At 68.3% G+C, this 17525-nt stretch carries 17 protein-coding genes, 1 pseudogene and 1 other annotated feature; of the genes and pseudogenes, 10 read left to right on the forward strand and 8 right to left on the reverse strand.

Annotation, left to right across the window (positions count from 1 at the left end; translation table 11 throughout):
* The first annotated feature begins 11 nt into the window (after positions 1 to 11).
* The gene (locus tag AMS65_RS01550; RefSeq protein WP_053382413.1) at positions 12 to 857 is read left to right on the forward strand and encodes an alpha/beta fold hydrolase; all 846 of its coding nucleotides are present in this window, start codon (positions 12 to 14) and stop codon (positions 855 to 857) included.
* Between the two features lie 53 nt (positions 858 to 910).
* On the opposite strand, the gene AMS65_RS01555 is transcribed toward AMS65_RS01550, so the two are convergent.
* Together AMS65_RS01555 and AMS65_RS01560 are read right to left on the reverse strand one after the other, a co-directional pair.
* Positions 911 to 1309: a RidA family protein gene (locus AMS65_RS01555; protein ID WP_053382414.1), complete on the reverse strand. Its 399-nt coding sequence runs from the start codon at positions 1307 to 1309 to the stop codon at positions 911 to 913.
* 152 nt (positions 1310 to 1461) lie between these two features.
* On the reverse strand, positions 1462 to 2031 hold the full coding sequence (locus tag AMS65_RS01560; RefSeq protein ID WP_053382415.1) for a helix-turn-helix domain-containing protein: 570 nt from the start codon (positions 2029 to 2031) through the stop codon (positions 1462 to 1464).
* A 151-nt stretch (positions 2032 to 2182) separates the two neighbouring features.
* Between AMS65_RS01560 and AMS65_RS01565 the strand changes: the two genes are divergently transcribed.
* The 4 genes and pseudogenes from AMS65_RS01565 to AMS65_RS01585 all read left to right on the forward strand — a co-directional run bounded on the left by AMS65_RS01565 (position 2183) and on the right by AMS65_RS01585 (position 5622).
* On the forward strand, positions 2183 to 3028 hold the full coding sequence (locus AMS65_RS01565; RefSeq protein WP_053382416.1) for a fumarylacetoacetate hydrolase family protein: 846 nt from the start codon (positions 2183 to 2185) through the stop codon (positions 3026 to 3028).
* A 3-nt stretch (positions 3029 to 3031) separates the two neighbouring features.
* Positions 3032 to 3427, forward strand: coding sequence for a cupin domain-containing protein (locus AMS65_RS01570; protein WP_053382417.1), 396 nt, complete (start codon positions 3032 to 3034; stop codon positions 3425 to 3427).
* A 7-nt stretch (positions 3428 to 3434) separates the two neighbouring features.
* The gene (locus tag AMS65_RS01575; RefSeq protein ID WP_053382418.1) at positions 3435 to 4169 is read left to right on the forward strand and encodes a gamma-glutamyl-gamma-aminobutyrate hydrolase family protein; all 735 of its coding nucleotides are present in this window, start codon (positions 3435 to 3437) and stop codon (positions 4167 to 4169) included.
* 189 nt (positions 4170 to 4358) lie between these two features.
* Positions 4359 to 5622 (forward strand): annotated as a pseudogene (locus AMS65_RS01585) (IS3 family transposase).
* Positions 4658 to 4792 (forward strand) — a sequence feature (AL1L pseudoknot). It overlaps the preceding pseudogene by 135 nt.
* On the opposite strand, the gene AMS65_RS18550 reads toward AMS65_RS01585, so the two are convergent.
* Positions 5577 to 6203 (reverse strand): helix-turn-helix domain-containing protein, encoded by a 627-nt coding sequence (locus tag AMS65_RS18550; RefSeq protein WP_075200784.1) that lies wholly within the window; start codon positions 6201 to 6203, stop codon positions 5577 to 5579. The pseudogene AMS65_RS01585 and the gene AMS65_RS18550 overlap by 46 nt on opposite strands.
* 64 nt (positions 6204 to 6267) lie before the next feature.
* On the reverse strand, positions 6268 to 6792 hold the full coding sequence (locus AMS65_RS01590; protein WP_241489295.1) for an aldolase/citrate lyase/malate synthase family protein: 525 nt from the start codon (positions 6790 to 6792) through the stop codon (positions 6268 to 6270).
* A gap of 198 nt (positions 6793 to 6990) precedes the next feature.
* Between AMS65_RS01590 and truA the strand changes: the two genes are divergently transcribed.
* The 4 genes from truA (at position 6991) to glmM (ending at position 10556) form a co-directional block, all read left to right on the forward strand.
* On the forward strand, positions 6991 to 7926 hold the full coding sequence (gene truA / locus AMS65_RS01595; protein ID WP_075200785.1) for a tRNA pseudouridine(38-40) synthase TruA: 936 nt from the start codon (positions 6991 to 6993) through the stop codon (positions 7924 to 7926).
* Positions 7927 to 8224: 298 nt separating this feature from the next.
* Positions 8225 to 8671, forward strand: coding sequence for a 50S ribosomal protein L13 (gene rplM, locus AMS65_RS01600; RefSeq protein WP_053382422.1), 447 nt, complete (start codon positions 8225 to 8227; stop codon positions 8669 to 8671).
* A 38-nt stretch (positions 8672 to 8709) separates the two neighbouring features.
* Complete coding sequence (gene rpsI, locus AMS65_RS01605) at positions 8710 to 9189, forward strand: 30S ribosomal protein S9 (RefSeq protein ID WP_053382423.1); 480 nt, start codon at positions 8710 to 8712, stop codon at positions 9187 to 9189.
* Positions 9190 to 9206: 17 nt separating this feature from the next.
* Positions 9207 to 10556: a phosphoglucosamine mutase gene (gene glmM / locus AMS65_RS01610; RefSeq protein WP_053382424.1), complete on the forward strand. Its 1350-nt coding sequence runs from the start codon at positions 9207 to 9209 to the stop codon at positions 10554 to 10556.
* Positions 10557 to 10648: 92 nt separating this feature from the next.
* On the opposite strand, the gene AMS65_RS01615 is transcribed toward glmM, so the two are convergent.
* The 4 genes from AMS65_RS01615 to AMS65_RS01630 all read right to left on the reverse strand — a co-directional run bounded on the left by AMS65_RS01615 (position 10649) and on the right by AMS65_RS01630 (position 15762).
* The gene (locus tag AMS65_RS01615; RefSeq protein ID WP_053382425.1) at positions 10649 to 11665 is read right to left on the reverse strand and encodes an ABC transporter permease; all 1017 of its coding nucleotides are present in this window, start codon (positions 11663 to 11665) and stop codon (positions 10649 to 10651) included.
* Positions 11666 to 11675: 10 nt separating this feature from the next.
* Positions 11676 to 13166 carry an ATP-binding cassette domain-containing protein gene (locus tag AMS65_RS01620; protein ID WP_053382426.1) on the reverse strand — a complete coding sequence of 497 codons (1491 nt, stop codon included), beginning with the start codon at positions 13164 to 13166 and terminating at the stop codon, positions 11676 to 11678.
* Positions 13167 to 13347: 181 nt separating this feature from the next.
* Positions 13348 to 14322: a sugar ABC transporter substrate-binding protein gene (locus AMS65_RS01625; RefSeq protein WP_053382427.1), complete on the reverse strand. Its 975-nt coding sequence runs from the start codon at positions 14320 to 14322 to the stop codon at positions 13348 to 13350.
* A 426-nt stretch (positions 14323 to 14748) separates the two neighbouring features.
* On the reverse strand, positions 14749 to 15762 hold the full coding sequence (locus AMS65_RS01630) for a LacI family DNA-binding transcriptional regulator (RefSeq protein WP_083451403.1): 1014 nt from the start codon (positions 15760 to 15762) through the stop codon (positions 14749 to 14751).
* 85 nt (positions 15763 to 15847) lie between these two features.
* Here AMS65_RS01630 and AMS65_RS01635 point away from each other — a divergent pair, with 85 nt between their 5' ends.
* A complete protein-coding gene (locus AMS65_RS01635; RefSeq protein WP_075200793.1) occupies positions 15848 to 17482 on the forward strand; it encodes an amidohydrolase in 1635 nt (544 codons plus the stop codon).
* The last annotated feature ends 43 nt before the right edge of the window (positions 17483 to 17525 follow it).

Below are 17525 nucleotides of genomic sequence, written 5' to 3' on the forward strand. Positions count from 1 at the left end.
GGAGAAGGACCATGGCACCGACCGATACGCAGACCCCCGCCGTGCGCGACTGGGCGCACTGGAGCGAACCCGAGTTCATCGAGATCGACGGGCTCCGCACCGCATACCGCCGCAAGGGCGACGGCGAGCCCGTGCTGTTCCTGCACGGGCAGCACTTCACCCGCGTGTGGCTGCCGTTTTACGAGGAGCTCTCGAGGTCGGTGGATCTGATCGTCCCCGAGCATCCGGGCTACGGCGACACCCCGCTGCCCGAGACGCTGCGCTCGTTCGAGGACTACGTGCTGCACTACGAGGCGCTCACGCGCGAGCTCGGGGTCGAGCGCGTGCACCTCGTCGGCCACGCGATCGGCGGGTGGATCGCGGCGAACCTGGCGGTGCACCACCCCGATCGCATCGCGAGCCTGACGCTGCTGACGCCGAAGGGGCTCCGGGTCGAGTCGGGCAACGGGATCAACCCGTTCCGCCTGCTCGAGCACGAGCTGCGCGCGGCCTACTTCAACGGACGCGAGGACGGCTTCGCCGAGTACTTCGAGCAGGAGGGCGGCGTCGAGGACATCCTGCAGCGCGAGGTCGAGGGCAGGGCGCACGCCCTCGTCGCCTGGAACCCGCGCTACGACTGGCGCCTCGACCATCGCCTGCGGCGGGTGACCGCGCCGACGCTCGTGCTGGGTGTCGACGACGATCGCTACTCGCCGCACGCGGTCGCGGCCCGCTACGCCGAGCTCATCGACGGCGCCGCGCTGCAGAGGATCCCGGGCGCCGACGGCGCCCCGAGCGGGCACATGGTGCACGTCGAGCGGCCGGCGGAGACGGCCGCCGCGGTGCGCGCGCACGTCGCGGCGCATCCGCTGGACTAGAGACGACGGAGGGCGGGGTGCTCGCGCACCCCGCCCTCCGTCGTGCCGGAACGCTACTTGACGCGGACGCGCTGTGCGCCCTTGACCGCGACGGCCTCGAACTCGATCTTCATCTGCGGGTCAGCGAGCTGCACGCCGGCGAGCATCGCGCCGCAGGCCGGCGGGTTCTCGCCGAAGGCCTCGCGTAGCGCCTCGTCCATCTCGAAGGCGTAGGAGATGTCGGTCGTGTAGGGGTGGAACCACACGATCTCGTCGAGCGTGAAGCCCTCGCGCTCCAGGTGCTCGCGCATGGTGCGCAGCGCCTGCCTGGCCTGCTCCAGTGGGCTCTCGGGCATGTTGCCCTCGGCATCCCGGCCGCCGAGGCCCGAGACGAACATGACCTCTTCGTTCGTGATGCTGAGGGCGAAGGGGTGCGGGATCCCGTCCGGGCGGAAGGACTTCCAGGTCGACATGCGTGCTCTCCTTCGAATCGAGTCCGTCGTGCGCCCGGGACCGGGCGCACGCTTGCTTCGACGCTAGCAGAGTGGTTCTTTTAGTGCAATGAACGTAATCGCAAAAACAACAGTGAGGAATCGGCTCGAGGTGCGAGGTCGCTCCCCGTCGGCTACTCCCCGGGTGGGGAGAGTCGGGGGAAGGTGTGGATGATCCAGACCTCGGCCTCGCCGTCCACCGCTTGCCAGCGGTGCGTGCGGTTCGCCAGGTAGGTCGCGTAGTCGCCGGCCTCGAGCACGACCTCCTCGCCGACGGGGCCGACGCGGATGCTGCCGCGCTGCACGACGACGTGCTCGCGGGCGCCGGGGCCGTGGGAGGGGGAGGTCTCGCTCGCGTCGGCGCGGAAGACCTGGTGGTGCAGCTCCAGGGTGCCCGAGCCGATGACCTGATTGCGGATCACCTGGCCGACGCTCGCGTCATCGGAGATGTCGAGGCCCTCGCCGGCGCGCACGACCTCCACCTCGGAGCGCTGCTCGACCGCGATGAGCGAGTTCACGGAGACGTCGAAGGTCTCCGCGATGGACACGAGTGTCTCGAGCGTCGGATTGGTGCGTCCTCGCTCCACCTTGAAGAGCGTGGCCTTGGCGATTCCGGACCGCTCGCTGAGCTGCGAGAGCGAGAGGCCATGGGATTCGCGCAGCTGGCGCACGTTCTCGGCGAGCGCCTGGATGTGATTGTTCATCTGCTCATTGTTCCATTCGGCGGTTGTGCACGCGGGCGAATCGCGGAAAATCGACTTCCGTATCATCTAGGAGCACGGATATACTATTGTAGTAACCGAGGTTCGCGATCCGCGCGATCGCATCCACAGTTCTTCAACGCAGGAGGTTCACATGACGCAGGCAATCCACTTCGAGACCGGCGACGGGCGCCGCTTCCTGGGCCGCCTCGACGGCACCACGATCACGACGGCGGGCGAGGCTCCGCGCGAGGGCTTCGTGCCCACCGAGGAGGCCTGGGCCGCGATCGCGGGAGCCGCCGGCGAGACCCACGAGATCTCGGACGTGCACGTGCTCGCTCCGAACCGCCCCGGCAAGATCCTCGCGATCGGTCTCAACTACATGTCCCACGTCGAGGAGACGAGCCTCGCCAAGCCCGACGTCCCCATGATGTTCGGCAAGTTCCCGAGCTCGGTCACCGGCGCCTTCGACGACATCGTCATCCCGCGCGAGGAGACCCGTCCCGACTACGAGGGCGAGCTCGGCGTCATTATCTCGAAGCCCGCCTATCGCGTCTCGGTCGAGGAGGCCTGGGACTACGTCGGCGGCTTCACCGTGCTCAACGACGTCTCCGGTCGCCGCGCGCAGCTCGAGACCCCCATGAAGCAGTTCACGCTCGGCAAGAGCTTCGACACCTTCACCCCGGTGGGCCCCGCCGTCGTCAGCCTCGACGGCTTCGCCGACGACGAGGCCCGCGACAACCTCCCGGTGCGCACGACGCTCTCGGGAGAGGTGATGCAGGACGGCAACACCAACCAGTTCATCTTCACGATCCCCGAGATCATCTCGTACCTCAGCAAGGGCGTCACCCTCGAGCCGGGCGACCTGATCGCCACCGGCACCCCGGGCGGCGTGGGCGACGAGCGCAAGCCCCCGCGCTACCTGCGCGACGGCGACATCGCCGAGGTCGAGATCCCCGGCGTCGGCAAGATCGTCAACACCGTTCGCTTCGAGGCGTAGGCCATGGACATCCTCCCCGAGGGCAATCGCGACTACGTCTACAACGGCCGCTTCACCGGCCCAGTGCAGCTCGAGATGATCATCGAGGCCGCCGCCGAGTCGCTCGCCGACGTGCCGAACCTCGGTTCCGTCGACGTCGCGCGCATCCACCACGAGGACGGGGCGGTCACGCACTGGCACAGCCACCCGGGCGGCCAGATCCTCACGCTCGCGGCCGGAGTCGGCCGCGTCGGCAGCGACGAGGGCGTGACCACCGGCATCGTCCCCGGCACCGTCATCCGCACCGAGCCGAACGAGCGGCACTGGCACGGGGCCGACGAGGGCAGCGACTGCGTGTGGCACTCGGTCGTGTGGGGCGTCACCGACTGGAGCGACGACAACCCGCTCGAGAGCGAGTAGTACCGCAGTGAGCTCCGTACCCCTCATCGGCCTCGTCACGGACCGGAAGCAGTCGACCTCCGGTCCGTGGGTCGACATCACCACCGACGGCATCCCGCACAGCTATCTGACCGCGATCGAGCAGGCGGGCGGCGCCCCCGTGCTCTTCCCGGCGCTCGACGTGCACCTCGAGGATCCGGGTCGCCTGCTCGACCGCGTCGACGGCTTCTTCATGCCGGGCGGGCGGGATCTCGACGCGGATCTGTACGGTGGCTCGGCTCACGAGACGAACGACCCGCCGCTGCGGGTGCGGGACGAGCTGGAGATCCGGCTCACGCGCGAGGCCCGGCGCCGCGGCATGCCCGTGCTCGGCGCGTGCCGCGGGCTGCAGGTGCTCAACGTGGCGCTCGGCGGCACGCTGGTGCAGCACCTGGGTGACCAACTCGACCTCACGCCGCACCGCGATGTCGTCGGGGTCTTCACCTCGCACCCAGTGGAGGTGGGCGAGGGGACGCTGCTCGAGCGCATCGTGGGTCGGCGCAGCTTCGACATCGCCTCGCACCACCACCAGAGCGTCGATGCGCTGGGAGAGGGCCTCGTCGCCACCGCGACGGCCCCCGACGGTGTCGTCGAGGCGGTCGAGGCCTCGGACGGGTCGTTCTGCCTCGGTGTGCAGTGGCACCCGGAGGAGCGGCTCGATCCGGAGGGGCTCGACCTCGTTCGGGCCTTCGTGGCCGCCGCCCGCGAGTACGCCGCCGCGTAGCCCGATCGACTGAAGCGGGCCGACCTCCACCGGAGGTCGGTCCGCTTCCGCGTGCTATCGGGCGCAGGCCTCTTCTCCCGTCGCAGCTCGTGGTGGTTTCAGGGTGTTAGTGCAACGCCGGTGAGTAGTGCTCCTTGAAGCGCTCTGGGTTTGATGGAGACTCCTAGTCTTGGGAACGAGGATGGAGTTATGCCGAAGGAACAGAACGTGGGGAAGCCGACAACGCGTCGCTATTCGAGCGAGGAGAAGGCTGGCGCGGTGCGGATGGTGAGGACGCTGCGCGCCGAGCTCGGCGTCACCCAAGGGACCGTGCAGCGCGTCGCAACGCAACTCGGATACGGGGTCGAGTCCGTGCGGACGTGGGTCAAGCAAGCCGACATCGACGACGGCGTGACCGCGGGTGTGAGCAGCGTCGAGGCGCAACGAGTGAAAGAGCTCGAGCAGGAGAACCGGGAGCTTCGCCGCGCTAACGAGGTGTTGAAGCGGGCGGCGTCTTTCTTCGGGGCGGAGCTCGACCGCCACTACCGGAGATAGTCGCGTTCATCGACGTGAACAAGGACGGCAGGGTCGATGGGCGCCGGCTCGGAGTCGGGCTCATCTGCAGACTGCTGCAGGTGGCTCCGAGCAGCTACTACGCCGAAAGACCCGCACCCCGTCGGCCCGCGCCATCCGTGACGAGGAGCTGATCCCGCAGCTCGTCGAGCTCTGGGAGGCCAACTACCGGGTCTACGGGATCCGCAAGCTCTGGAAAGCGGCCAGCCGGGCGGGGATCACGATAGGCCGTGATCAAACCGCGAGGCTCATGCGCGCCGCCGGGATCGAGGGAGCGAGGCGGTCGAAGCGGGTGAAGACCACCCGGCCGGATCCTTCGTCGGCACGGCACCCGGATATGGTGAAACGGGAGTTCACCGCGACCGCGCCGAACCGGCTCTGGGTCACAGATCTGACGTTCGTGCCGACCTGGGCCGGGGTCGCGTATGTGTGCTTCATCATCGACGCGTTCAGCCGGATGATCGTCGGGTGGCGGGTCGCGTCGCACATGCGCACCGAGATGGTCCTCGACGCGATCGAGATGGCCCGCTGGTCCCGCGGCGCCCACCACGAGAATCTGCGGTGTCACAGCGATGCCGGGTCTCAATTCACGTCGATTCGCTACGGCGAACGCCTCGCAGAAATCGGCGCGACACCCTCGAACGGGACTGTCGGCGATTCATATGACAACGCCCTGGCCGAGACGGTGAACGGCTACTACAAGGCCGAACTCGTCCGCGGACCCGCTCCCCCGGGCCCCTGGAAGACGGTCGAGGATCTGGAACTAGCGACGCTCGGATGGGTCCACTGGCACAACACGCAGCGCCTCCACGGATACCTTGGCGATGTCCCGCCCGCAGAGTTCGAGCAGACGTTCTATGCTGGACAAACCGACCGCGAACAGCTGGTCGGAATCAAATAGCGCGAGTCTCCATCAAACCCAGAGCGCTTCAATCCATCCCCAACTTCTTTGACTTCACACGCCCACGATTGTGATCGATCACGTCCGGGCCGTCCACGCGCCAGCCACCGCCGTCCGGAATCCGTCCGAGCTTCTTCACATCGATATGGATGAGGTCTCCCCGGGGCATCACGCTCGTAGCGATGGGTCGTGCGGCGGGCCGCCCGGATCCTGACCCCGGTGACCGGATCGAGCTGGTGCAGCGGCGGGAGCCCGGCGCTCACGATGATTCGTGACACCGTCGTGGGGCTGATGCCGGTTCTCCGGGCGATCTCGTCTCGTCCGACCCGTTCGTCTACCCGAATACGGAGGACATGTTCCGTGAGCTGCGCTGTGATCCTGCCTGGGGAGTGGCGGGGTCGCGAGGAACGGTCGCGCAGGCCAGAAAGACCGTCGCGGCGGTAACGACCGATCCAGCGGTGAGCGCACTGCCTAGAGATACCCATTTCCTTCGCGACGTGCGCGACCGGGCGACCAGAGAGGACACGCTGAACGAGGATATGTCGTCCCGCGGGAGTGAGTTTGGCGTTACGGTGGGACACGAGAAGGCCTCCTCGGTTGAGTGACGTTAGACACCACTCATGATGGAGGTCTTCTCGCTATCTGTCAGTCACCAACGACCTGACCGGGTACAGCTAGCTCGAGCAAGCCGATGCCCTGGTCGACCCGGCGCGCCACGCAGCCCAGGATCGACTGGACGCTTTTCTCGAGTTCGGTCCGTGCGAGGTCGCCGGGGCCGGCGAGCGGGATGCGCAGCAGGGTGTCGAGACTGTCCGCTGGCAGGGCGGGCAGCGCACGGTGCGCCTCGAACGCGTCGATCCGGTGGTAGTTGAGCGCGTGCAGCGTCGTCGCGGTGGGGGAGGGCACCCGTGCCGTCGACACCCCGGCGCGCACGTCGCCGACCTTCTGCTCGAGCATGTCGCTCATGAGGCCGGGCATCGCCCACATGCCCCTGCCAATCTGCGCGTGCCCGTCGAGGCCCCAGCCGACGCCGATCGCGACGCTGCGCTCCTCGTAGAGGCCGAGCCAGGGGGCGGTGCGGATCGCGGCCTTCGGCAGCATCGGTCCTGCCTGCAGCGAGGTGTGGATCTCGTCGCCCGTGTGGTCGAAGAAGACGGTGTTGACGAACACCGCGCGATCCGACGCGGCGGCCATGCGGGCCGCGAGGTGCGCCGCTCCTCGTCCATGATGCCGATCTGCACGGTGGCAGCAGGCAGGACGAAGAGCAGCTCGACGCGTGCGAAGAGTCTGACACGGGCGGCGCGCGAGCTGGGGGAACCGCCCGCCCGATGCGGGCGGAGCCCGGGCTCCGTCTGGCAGGATCAAGGGATGCATATCGATCCGGATCCTGCGTCGGCCGCCGAGCTCGCCTCGGGCAGCCCGCCGCCGACCCGGCTTCGCCTCGACCTCGCCTACGACGGGACCGATTTCTCCGGGTGGGCGGTGCAGCCCGGGCTGCGCACCGTGCAGGGGGAGCTGGAGGCCGCGATCGCGGTGCTGCTGCGCACCCCGGAGCCGGTGCGTCTCACGGTGGGCGGACGCACCGACGCGGGTGTGCACGCACGGGGCCAGGTGGCGCACCTCGATCTGACGGCGGCTCAGCTGGAGAAGTGGAGTTCGCGGCGGCGCACCGATCCGGAATCGGGTGCGCCTGCGGAGACGCGGATCCGCGCACGCAAGCTGAACGGCGTGCTCAAGCGCGGGGCGCCGGACATCGTGGTGCACTCGGTGCGCGAGGTGCCTGCGGCGTTCGACGCCCGGTTCTCGGCGCTGCGTCGGCGCTACGAGTACCGGCTGCGCGGCGAGGGCATGCGCCGGGATCCCCTCACCGCGCGCTTCACCGCAGACGTGCCCCGCCCGCTCGACCTCGCGACGATGCAGCGGGCCAGCGATGAGCTGCTGGGGCTCAACGACTTCACCACCTTCTGCAAGGCCCGCGAAGGGGCGACGGCTGTGCGGGATCTGCTCTGCTTCGAGTGGCGGGAGACCGAGGACGGCGCGTACGCGGCCCGGATCGAGGCCGACGCGTTCTGCCACTCGATGGTGCGGGCGCTCGTCGGCGCCGTGGTGGCCGTCGGCAGCGGGAGGATCGGCGAAGCCGAGCTGATCGCGCTGCGCGATGCCCGCGAGCGCACGAGCCGCTTCACCGTGATGCCCGCTCACGGGCTGTCCCTCGAGGAGATCGCCTACCCGGCGGACGAGGACCTTGCCGAGCGGGCCGAGCAGACCCGTGCGCGACGGGATCCTCTCGCCCCCGGCCATTGAGCGAGCGGAGCCAGAGCTGTTTCGAAGTTCGTCATCCTGCGCGAGCTTGCGAGTCGCAGGATCCACACGCATGGATTCTGCGACTCCGCTCGTTCCTCGCTCCGCGCAGAACGAAGAGAAACAGCGACTGTGAAACAGTCCTGGCACGCGGCGAGTGGGCCAGATCCTGTGCTAAAGTAGTTCTTTGGTGCGCAAGCACCCGATTTGTTGAGCCCTCCAATCGTTCGCGCACCCCCAGGGACCGGGCAACGGAGCGGGATCCACGAACACCTCCAATTCGACAGAAAGCAGCACTCCAGTGACTCGCACATATTCGCCGAAGGCAGCCGACCAGAAGCACGACTGGCTCGTCATCGACGCCACCGACGTGGTGCTCGGCCGCCTGGCCTCGCACGCCGCAGCCCTGCTCCGCGGCAAGCACAAGCCGACCTTCGCTCCCCACATGGACATGGGCGACTACGTCATCATCATCAACGCCGACAAGGTCGTGCTGACCAACAACAAGGCGTCCAAGAAGCTCGCCTACCGCCACTCGGGCTACCCGGGCGGCCTGCGTTCGGTCACCTACACCGAGCTGCTCGAGAAGAACCCGGAGCGCGCCGTCGAGAAGGCGATCCGCGGCATGCTGCCGAAAAACTCGCTCGGCGCCGACCTGTTCCGCAAGCTGAAGGTCTACGCGGGCGCGGAGCACCCGCACGCGGCTCAGCAGCCCACCCCCTACACCTTCGGCCAGGTCGCGCAGTAATCGCGGCGACGACGAGACATTCAGAGAGAGACTTCACAGTGACTGAAGAGCAGACCGTGGCCCCCGAGAGCTACACCACCGAGACGCCCGCCTCGCAGGCCGCCGTTTCCGCCCCGCGCCCCGCGCTCACCGTTCCCGGTGCCGCCGTCGGCCGTCGCAAGCAGGCCATCGCCCGCGTGCGCCTGGTTCCCGGCTCGGGCAAGATGACCGTCAACGGCCGCGAGCTCGACGAGTACTTCCCGAACAAGCTGCACCAGCAGCTCATCACCGATCCCTTCACCGTGCTCGAGCTGAACGGCTCGTACGACGTGATCGCCCGCATTGTCGGCGGCGGCCCCTCGGGCCAGGCCGGCGCCCTGCGTCTCGCGATCGCCCGCGCGCTGAACGAGATCGACGCCGAGCACAACCGCCCGACGCTCAAGAAGGCCGGCTTCCTCAGCCGCGACGCCCGCATCAAGGAGCGCAAGAAGGCCGGTCTCAAGAAGGCCCGCAAGGCGCCTCAGTACTCGAAGCGCTAATCGGAATCACCCTTTCCATGGGACGCCTTTTCGGCACCGATGGGGTTCGGGGCCTGGCGGGGGTCGATGTGACCGCCGACCTGGCCCTGGACCTCGCGCACGCAGCGGCTCTCGTTCTCGGGCGTTCAGCCCGGAGCGAGAGCCGTCGCGCTACCGCCGTGATCGCACGCGACCCGCGGGTCTCCGGTGAGTTCATCGCCGCAGCCGTCGCGGCTGGCCTCGCCTCCGCGGGCGTCGACGTGCTCGACGCCGGGGTGATCCCGACCCCCGCTGCTGCCTATCTCGTGGCAGACACCGGCGCCGATTTCGGCGTGATGGTCTCGGCGTCGCACAACCCGGCGCCCGACAACGGCATCAAGTTCTTCGCCGAGGGCGGCCGTAAGCTCGCCGACGAGATCGAGGACGAGATCCAGGCCGCGATGAACGGCCCCGCGATCGCGGTGACCGGTCGCGAGATCGGTCGGATCCGCCGCTTCGCGGACGCCGAGGATCGCTACCTGGTGCACCTGCTCGGTACGCTCGACGGGCTGCGGCTCGACGGTCTGCACGTGGTGCTCGACTGCGCCCACGGCGCGGCTGCAGGGATCTCGCCCGACGTCTTCACCGACGCCGGAGCGAAGGTGACGGTGATCGGCAACGACCCCGACGGTTTCAACATCAACGACGGCGTGGGATCCACGCATCTCGAGCCGCTCATCGCGACGGTGCGCTCGCACGGTGCCGACCTCGGCATCGCGCACGACGGCGATGCCGACCGATGCCTCGCGGTCGACGGCGACGGCAACGTCGTCGACGGCGACAAGATCATGGCCATCCTCGCGCTGTCGATGTCATCCCGCGGCCGGCTCGAGCAGAACACGCTCGTCGCGACGGTCATGTCCAACCTCGGGCTGAAGCTCGCGATGGCGGACAACGGCATCGACGTCGTCGAGACCGGAGTGGGCGACCGCTACGTGCTCGAGGCGATCAACGCGCACGGGTATTCGCTGGGCGGCGAGCAGTCGGGGCACGTGATCATGAGCGACTATGCGACGACGGGCGACGGGATCCTCACCGGCCTGCACATCGCCGCCGAGGTCAAGCGCACCGGCAAGACTCTCGCCGAGCTGGCGCAGTGCATGACGGTCTACCCGCAGGTGCTGGTGAACGTTCGCGGCGTCGACCGCACGGGTGTGAGCGGCGATGCGGTGCTGCAGCAGGCCGTGCATCAGGCGGAGCTCGCGCTCGCAGGCAAGGGCCGGGTGCTGCTGCGCCCGTCCGGGACCGAACCCGTGGTGCGGGTGATGGTCGAAGCCGAGTACGAGGAGCAGGCTCAGGGCCTCGCCGACGACCTCGCGGCGATCGTCAAGGAGCGCCTCGCGGTCTAGGAAGTGCGCTCGGACGGCTGTCGCCGGTAGACGTTCGAAGGCCCGGTCTCTCGACCGGGCCTTCTGCGTCTGCAGGCGCCCGCTTTCGGAATCTAGACCTTCGAGTGCTCGGCGCGTTGCGGTTGCTCGGTCGCACTTCGCCCGAGTTTCGCCCACGAGCTGCGGATCATCTTCTGAATCGAGCTGTCGAGAGCGACCGCGACGATGAGGGTCGCACCGACGAGGATCGTCTGCAGGAACGGCGAGGCCTGGAGGAACACGAGGCCGGCGCGGAGCACGCGGAAGAAGAGCAGCCCGGCGACGACGCCGCTGATCCTCCCGACGCCGCCCTCGAAGGCGACGCCGCCCAGCAGCACCACCGTGAGCGCCTCGAGTTCGAGGCCCGATCCGATGGTCGGGTTCGCCGACTGCACCTTCGCGGAGAGGAAGAGTCCGGCGAGTGCGGCGAAGGTGCCCGACGCCACGAAGAGCAGGAACCGCGAGCGCTTCACGTCGATGCCCATGAGGCGCGCAGCGCGCTCGTTGCCGCCGATCGCGCGTACCTCGCGACCGAACTTCGTGCGATTGAGCACGTACCAACCGATGGCGATCACGACGATGAGCACGACGATCTGGATCGGGACCGGTCCGAGCTTGAGCGTGCCGAGCGCGCGGAAGGCGTCGGGGAGCTCCGAACGGGGGATCGTCCTGCCCGTCGAGAGCAGCAGCGCGAACCCTCCCCACACGCTCAGCGCACCGAGGGTCACGACGAAGGAGTTCAAACCGAGATAGGACACCAGGAAGCCGTTGAGGGCGCCCGCGATCGCGCCGGTGGCGAGAGCCGCGGCGAAGCCGAGCGTCGTCGACCCGGTGAAGCTCATCGTGAGGCCGCCGGTGATGGCCGCGGCGGAGGCGATCGCACCGACGGAGAGGTCGATCGTTCCCGACATGATCAGGAAGGCGACGGGGATCGCGATGAGCCCGAGTTCGCTGGCCTGCATGAGGATGTTCTGCGCGTTGCCGAACGAGAAGAAGTTGGGCCGGAGGATCGAGAAGACAGCGATGAGGACGATCAGCGCCAGGAAGATGCCGTTCTTGGCTGCGAAGATCTTGAGACGTTCAGTGTTCATGGCGGTTCCTTCAGGTGGTCTGCGGGATCGAAACGGGGGCCGGTTCGGCCAGTGAGAGCAGGGCGGCGAGCAGGTCCTCGTTGAAGTGCTGCGTGCGGGGCACGTCCACCATGCGATCACCGAGCACGGTGTAGGCCCGGTCGCACATGCTGGCGATCTCATCGGATTCGCTGGAGACCACGACCACCGCGGCGCCTCGGTGCGCTGCGGCTCGGGCGGCTTCGACGATGTCCAGCTTCGCTCCGACGTCGACACCCTGCGTCGGCTGGGCGAGGACGAGGAGGGTCGGCTCCTGCGGGTACAACCAGCGGGCGAGGAGATGCTTCTGACGATTGCCTCCGGAGAACTGCGACACCTCGGCGTCTCCTGAGGGGCCGCGCACGTCGAGGGACTCACGGGCGCGTTCGTACACCTCCGTACCGGACTTCGCCGACACCCACCATCCGCGGGATGCACCCTTGCCGTACCAGGGGAGCATGACGTTGTCGATGCCCGTCTCCGAAGCGATGAGCCCCTCCGCATCGCGATCCTGGGGCACGAAGAACACCCCTCGGCGGATGGCCTGGGCGGGGGAGGTGAACCGGACCGGGGCTCCTGCGAGCGCGTAGCCGCGCGCCGGGGAGCTGGCACCGGCGATCTGCGCGGCGATGTCGAACTGCTCGCCCCCGGCCATCCCGAAGAGGCCGACGACCTCGCCCTCGCGCGCGGTGATCGAGCCGCCCTGGCTCTCGAAGCGGAGCACCTCCGCTCCGGCCTCGACGTGGGTGAAGTCGAGCGATCGAAGATCCGGGACGAGAGCCTCGGCGAGCTTCGCCGGGGTGAATTCGTCGGCCGCTCCGTCCACCACGACCCGTCCGCCCCGCAGCACGACGATGCGGGTGCAGACTTCGAGGATGTCGGGGAGCCGGTGCGAGACGTAGAGCACCGAGACTCCCCGGGATGCGAAGTCCCGGATCAGCGCGTGCAGCGCCTCGGTCTCCGCCTTGCCGAGCGCCGCGGTCGGCTCGTCGAGCATCAGCACTTTCATCTCCCCGGCGAGCAGTCCGCGCGCCAGGTCGACGAGCTGGCGCTCCCCGAGCCCGAGGGCTTCGACCGGCATGTCGAGCGGAAGGTTGGCCCCGACCGTCTCGAGCGCCTGCTCCGCGAGGGCGATCCGCTCTGCGGTGCGCGGCTGCTCGCGGGCGAGGAAGAGATTGTCGAGCACGCTCATGTTCGGGGCGAGAGCGGGCTCCTGGTGGATGACGGTGATGCCGAGCTTCGCCGCATCACGAGGGGCGAGCTTGCGTTCGACGCTGGTGCCGTCGACCGAGAAGCCCCCCTCGGAGGCTCCGATCACTCCGGTGGCCACGTTGAGGAGCGTGCTCTTCCCGGCGCCGTTGTGGCCGAGCAGGCCGATGATCTCGCCGGGCTGCACCTCGAAGCGGATATCGTCGAGCGCCCGTGTGGCCCCGAAGTCGACGGTGACTCCGGTGAAGGCGAGGCGCGGCTGCGGATTCCCCATGGTGTTGATCCTTAGCTGTGTTCATGGATGTCGGGGTGCGCTGCTCCTGCGGTCGTCCCGGCGCGGGAGACCCGGAGCTGCGCGACGGACGCGTAGAGGGGCGAGGCCCGTTCGGCGCGGAAGCAGACGATGCGAGGACCGGCCGGGTGGGGGACCACCTGGCCGATCCTCGATCGGGCGTCTACTGGTTCGCGAGGAGGAAGTCCTCCGCGTTCACGCTGGTCACCTCGTTGATCTCGACTGTGACGTCTTCGACCGCCTCGCCGTTCGCCGCTGCGACGAGCATGTGCGCATTCGCCTCGGCGAGCTGTCGTGCCGGCACCATGAAGGTGTATCGCCAGAAGGATCCCTCCTCCGCGATGATCTCGAGTTCCGCGTCGGTCGCGTCGAGGTTGAGCATGAGCATGCTGTCATCGGTGGGGGAGATCCCCGAGTCGGTGAGCGCCTGGTAGGCCCCGAGCGCGGGATCGTTCGAGATCGCGAGGTACACCTTGGTGTTCGGCATCGACTGCAGCTGGGTCTGCGCTGCGGCGTAGCCGTCGTCGAGGCTCAGCGTCTTGTGCTCGGTGATGTTGAGGTTCAGGCCGGAGCTGTCGAGGGCCTCCATGATGCCTTCGCCGCGGAGACGGCCGAGGTCGGTGTCGGGCCACCCGAGGAAGGCGACGTCGACCTCTTCGTCGCCGTACTTGTCGCTGATCCACGCGACGGCGCGCTCGCCCGCTGCGAGGCCATCGGCGTGATGGTCGAGCCCCACGGCTGCGACCACACCCTCCCAGCTCGAGCCGTAGCCGAGCACGGGAATGCCTGCGTCGTTCGCCTGGCTGGTCACCGCGACCATCGCGTCGGACTGCACCGGATAGCCCATGATCGCCTTGATGTCCCCGCGGACCAGCCAGGACTCCCAGTCCTGTACCTGGGTCTGCGCGTTCCACTTGGGATCGTCGGTGACGAACTCGTACCCGGCATCGGTGACGATCTCCTCCATGAAGGGGAGCATGTCGTTCCAGATCTGGATGTCGAGGCCGGCGAAGCTCATCGCGACGGCGCCGTTGGATTCGCCCGAGGAGGAATCGCCACTCGCATTGCAAGCGCTGAAGGTGAGGGCGACCGCAGAGGCGAGTGCGACGGCGCCGAGGGCTCGGTTGAGGCGTTTCATGGGTGGTAGCTCCTTTGCTTGGACAGCGACCGTTCCGGGCTCCTCGATTTCACCGTCAGAGGAGATGCTCGTGTGCCATTCACGAAGCGGGAACGTTCCTGCATTGGAGATGCTAACACGCATTCAGGGGTGCTCGAGAAGCGAATCTGAATTGTTACCAACGCGTCGCAGCGTCGTCACCGTCACCCGCTGACCCGCTGTCCGGCCGGCTCGGCTGCTCGGTTGCTCGGCTGTTGCGCGGGATCCGCTGGATCTGCTGTTGCGCGGGATCCGCTGGATCCGCTGTTGCGAGGAACCCGCTGTTCCGCCGGATCCGCTGTCTCGCCGGACCCGTTGTTCAGCCGCGGGGGTCCGACGGCGCACGTCGGCCTCGATGGTGCCGGTCGTTCCGAGGGGTGGTGAGGCTCCTGCCCGACCCGCTCGGGTTCAGTCGTGGGGGAAGAGGCGTTCGGGCGCGTGTCCGTGGACGAGCAGCATGACGTCGCGGTTCACCCGCCACTCGAACCCGCTGCCCTCGTCGTCGATCAGGCCGGTGAGGAACTCAGCGGCCTTGCGCCCGAACGATTGCGCGCGGAGATCCACCGCCATGAGCTGCTCGATGCCCTGCTCGGTCGCGGGATCGGCTGCGAGCGCGGCGACCCAGATGGACTTCCCGTGCCGCTCGCGATACTTCTTCGCGAGGGGGGCGGCGATGCCCTGCTGCACGACCAGTGCGCCATCGATGTCGCCCGCCTCGTCGAGCGTGTCGATCATGGCCTCGACCTCCTGGATCGAAGGCCAGAAGCCGGTGCGCCGCACGAGCGGCTGGATCCCCTCACGCTGCGCCCAGGAGAGGTAGATGTCGACCGCCTCGACGGCCCAGAGCGGCTCGAACTCCTCGCGGAGGGCGATGATCGCGGGCCGCCGGACACCCTCTGTGCGCAGACGTTCGAGCACGATGGGGGTGAACTCGTCCTGACCGCCCGAATACTGCCCGCGAACCAGACTGCGCTGCTCCGGGGAGAGCGCTCCGACGGCGACGATCGGGGCTCCGGTCTTCGCTACCTGCTCGATGAACGGGTCGTTCGGCGCGGGGTCGAGCACGAGCATGCCGTCTGCCCAGAGGCTGCGCGGGCGAGGATTGCGGCGGTTCTCCGTGAGGAGCGTCAGGTCGAGGCTCATCTCCGCTGAGTGCTCCATGGCGCCGAACACGAACTGCATGTAGAAGTTGCGGCCCTGACTGTTGGGGAAGAGGTGCAGGCCGATGCTCTGCGAGCGACTGCCGCGGAGGCGCTGGGCCGCCCGGTTCGAGACGTAGCCGAGGCGCTCGGCCGTTTCCGACACCAGGGTGCGGGTCGTCTCCGAGACCCGACCGTTCCCGTGCAAGGCCGAGGAGACGGTGGTTTTCGATATGCCCAGTTCCCGGGCGATATCGACGATGGTCACAGATCTTGGGCTCACTCTCTCAGTTTAGGCTCTCGCGAGCGGCGGCCGATGGTGTTACAGTGCATGTGCAGGAACGTTCCTGCACAGCATGGAGTACGTGATGTCATCAGAGAACCGAGCAGAGCTGCTCATCGTCGCAGGCCGCATCCGCAGCTTCGATGTCGGGATCGACACGGTCGTCGAGCCTCCGACGACGGTCGCGGTGCGCGACGGGAGGATCGTCTCCGTCGGCTCCGAAGCGGCGCTCGAGCACTGCGTCGGCCCGGACACCGTGATCCATCGTTATCCCGGAGCCACGGTGATGCCCGGCCTCACCGACTGCCACACCCACATCATCATGGGGCTGCCGCTCAGTCGAGGCATCCAGCTCACCGACCGGTCGCTCGAGGAAGTCCGAGACGAGATCGCGCGGGCTGCGGCGAGCGGTGCCGCGGGCGAGCGGTGGATTCTCGGGTGGGGGCTCGATCCCAACGTGTTCGAATCGTCGGGCTTCACGGGCCGCGTCTTCGACGACCTCGCCCCGGATCGCCCCGTATTCCTCCGCATGCGCGACGCGCACTCCGCGATCGTCAACTCCGCGGCGGTGCGGGAACTCGGCCTCACCGGTCGCGAGGAGTTCGAGGACGAATCGCGGATCGACGTCGACGCGGCTGGCAACGTCACCGGCTACATCGTCGAGATCGGTGCGATCGAGTGGCTGCTCGCCCGGATCCCGCCCGAGTCTTTCGACGCCTCGGTGGCGCGCGTGACGACGCTGCTGAGGAGCATGGCCGAGAGCGGCCTCACCGCGAATCACGTGCTCGACTTCTCCGAGGAGGGGGCCGGGCTCATCTCCGCGGTGGAGGATCGCGGCGGGCTGCCCGTTCGCCTGCGGTTCTCTCCCATGGTCTTCCCCGGCATGACGGCTGCCGAGCTCGAGCGCATCGTCGAGCTGCAGGGCACCGGTGGACGCAGATGGAGCGTCGAAGGCGTGAAATTCTTCATCGACGGCACCGTCGACAACGGGACGGCCTGGCTCCACGAGCCCGACAGCGCGGGCCAGGGCACCCGGTCGATCTGGACCGATCCCGACCGCTACCGCGCGACCCAGCGCTTCTTCGCAGAGCGCGGGATCCCCACCACCACGCACGCCATCGGCGATCGGGGCGTCGACTTCGTTCTCGACTCGCTGGAATCGCTCGGCGAGGAGATCCGGGGCCGAGCCCCGCACCGCATCGAGCACATCGAGACCATCGGAGACTCGACGGTGCGCCGTTTCGCGTCGCTCGGCGTCACAGCGAGCATGCAGCCGATCCACGGCACCCATCACACGCGCGCAGACCGCAGCGACAACTGGTCGGTACGACTCGGCCCCGCGCGCGCCTCGCACGGATGGCGCTGTCGGGACATCCGCGACGCGGGGGCGACCGTCGCCCTCGGCAGCGACTGGCCGGTGACTCCGTTCGATCCGCGGAGCATGATCGCGGACACGATCCTGCGCCGTCCGGTCGAGCGGCCGGAGACCGCGCCGGTGCAGCCTGAGCAGGCGCTCACCCCGCGGGAGGCGTTCGAGGGCTACACCGTCCACGCGGCGCGCTCGGTGCGGCACGAGGACCGGTTCGGTTCGATCGTGCCGGGCAAACGGGCCGAATTCACGGTGTTCGACGCCGACCCGTTCGAGATCGCACCCGAGAGGTACCCGGATCTGACCGTCGTCGCGACATACCTCGACGGCGAACGCATCGTCGGCGCCTGAGCGCAGGTCCCGCTGACGAACCACGACCAGCAACGGCAAGAGA

Source organism: Leucobacter celer subsp. astrifaciens, assembly GCF_001273835.1.
GTDB classification, from domain to species: domain Bacteria; phylum Actinomycetota; class Actinomycetes; order Actinomycetales; family Microbacteriaceae; genus Leucobacter; species Leucobacter celer.

Bases quoted from the DNA above. Each gene is read 5' to 3' on its own strand.
- AMS65_RS01555 (WP_053382414.1), bottom strand. From the start codon at position 1,309: ATGTCGACCTGGAAGTCCTTCCGCCCGGACGGGATCCCGCACCCCTTC.
- AMS65_RS01550 (WP_053382413.1), top strand. From the start codon at position 12: ATGGCACCGACCGATACGCAGACCCCCGCCGTGCGCGACTGGGCGCAC.
- AMS65_RS01635 (WP_075200793.1), top strand. From the start codon at position 15,848: ATGTCATCAGAGAACCGAGCAGAGCTGCTCATCGTCGCAGGCCGCATC.
- AMS65_RS01620 (WP_053382426.1), bottom strand. From the start codon at position 13,166: ATGGGGAATCCGCAGCCGCGCCTCGCCTTCACCGGAGTCACCGTCGAC.
- AMS65_RS01625 (WP_053382427.1), bottom strand. From the start codon at position 14,322: ATGAAACGCCTCAACCGAGCCCTCGGCGCCGTCGCACTCGCCTCTGCG.
- AMS65_RS01615 (WP_053382425.1), bottom strand. From the start codon at position 11,665: ATGAACACTGAACGTCTCAAGATCTTCGCAGCCAAGAACGGCATCTTC.
- AMS65_RS01565 (WP_053382416.1), top strand. From the start codon at position 2,183: ATGACGCAGGCAATCCACTTCGAGACCGGCGACGGGCGCCGCTTCCTG.
- AMS65_RS01560 (WP_053382415.1), bottom strand. From the start codon at position 2,031: ATGAACAATCACATCCAGGCGCTCGCCGAGAACGTGCGCCAGCTGCGC.
- AMS65_RS01570 (WP_053382417.1), top strand. From the start codon at position 3,032: ATGGACATCCTCCCCGAGGGCAATCGCGACTACGTCTACAACGGCCGC.
- truA (WP_075200785.1), top strand. From the start codon at position 6,991: ATGCATATCGATCCGGATCCTGCGTCGGCCGCCGAGCTCGCCTCGGGC.
- glmM (WP_053382424.1), top strand. From the start codon at position 9,207: ATGGGACGCCTTTTCGGCACCGATGGGGTTCGGGGCCTGGCGGGGGTC.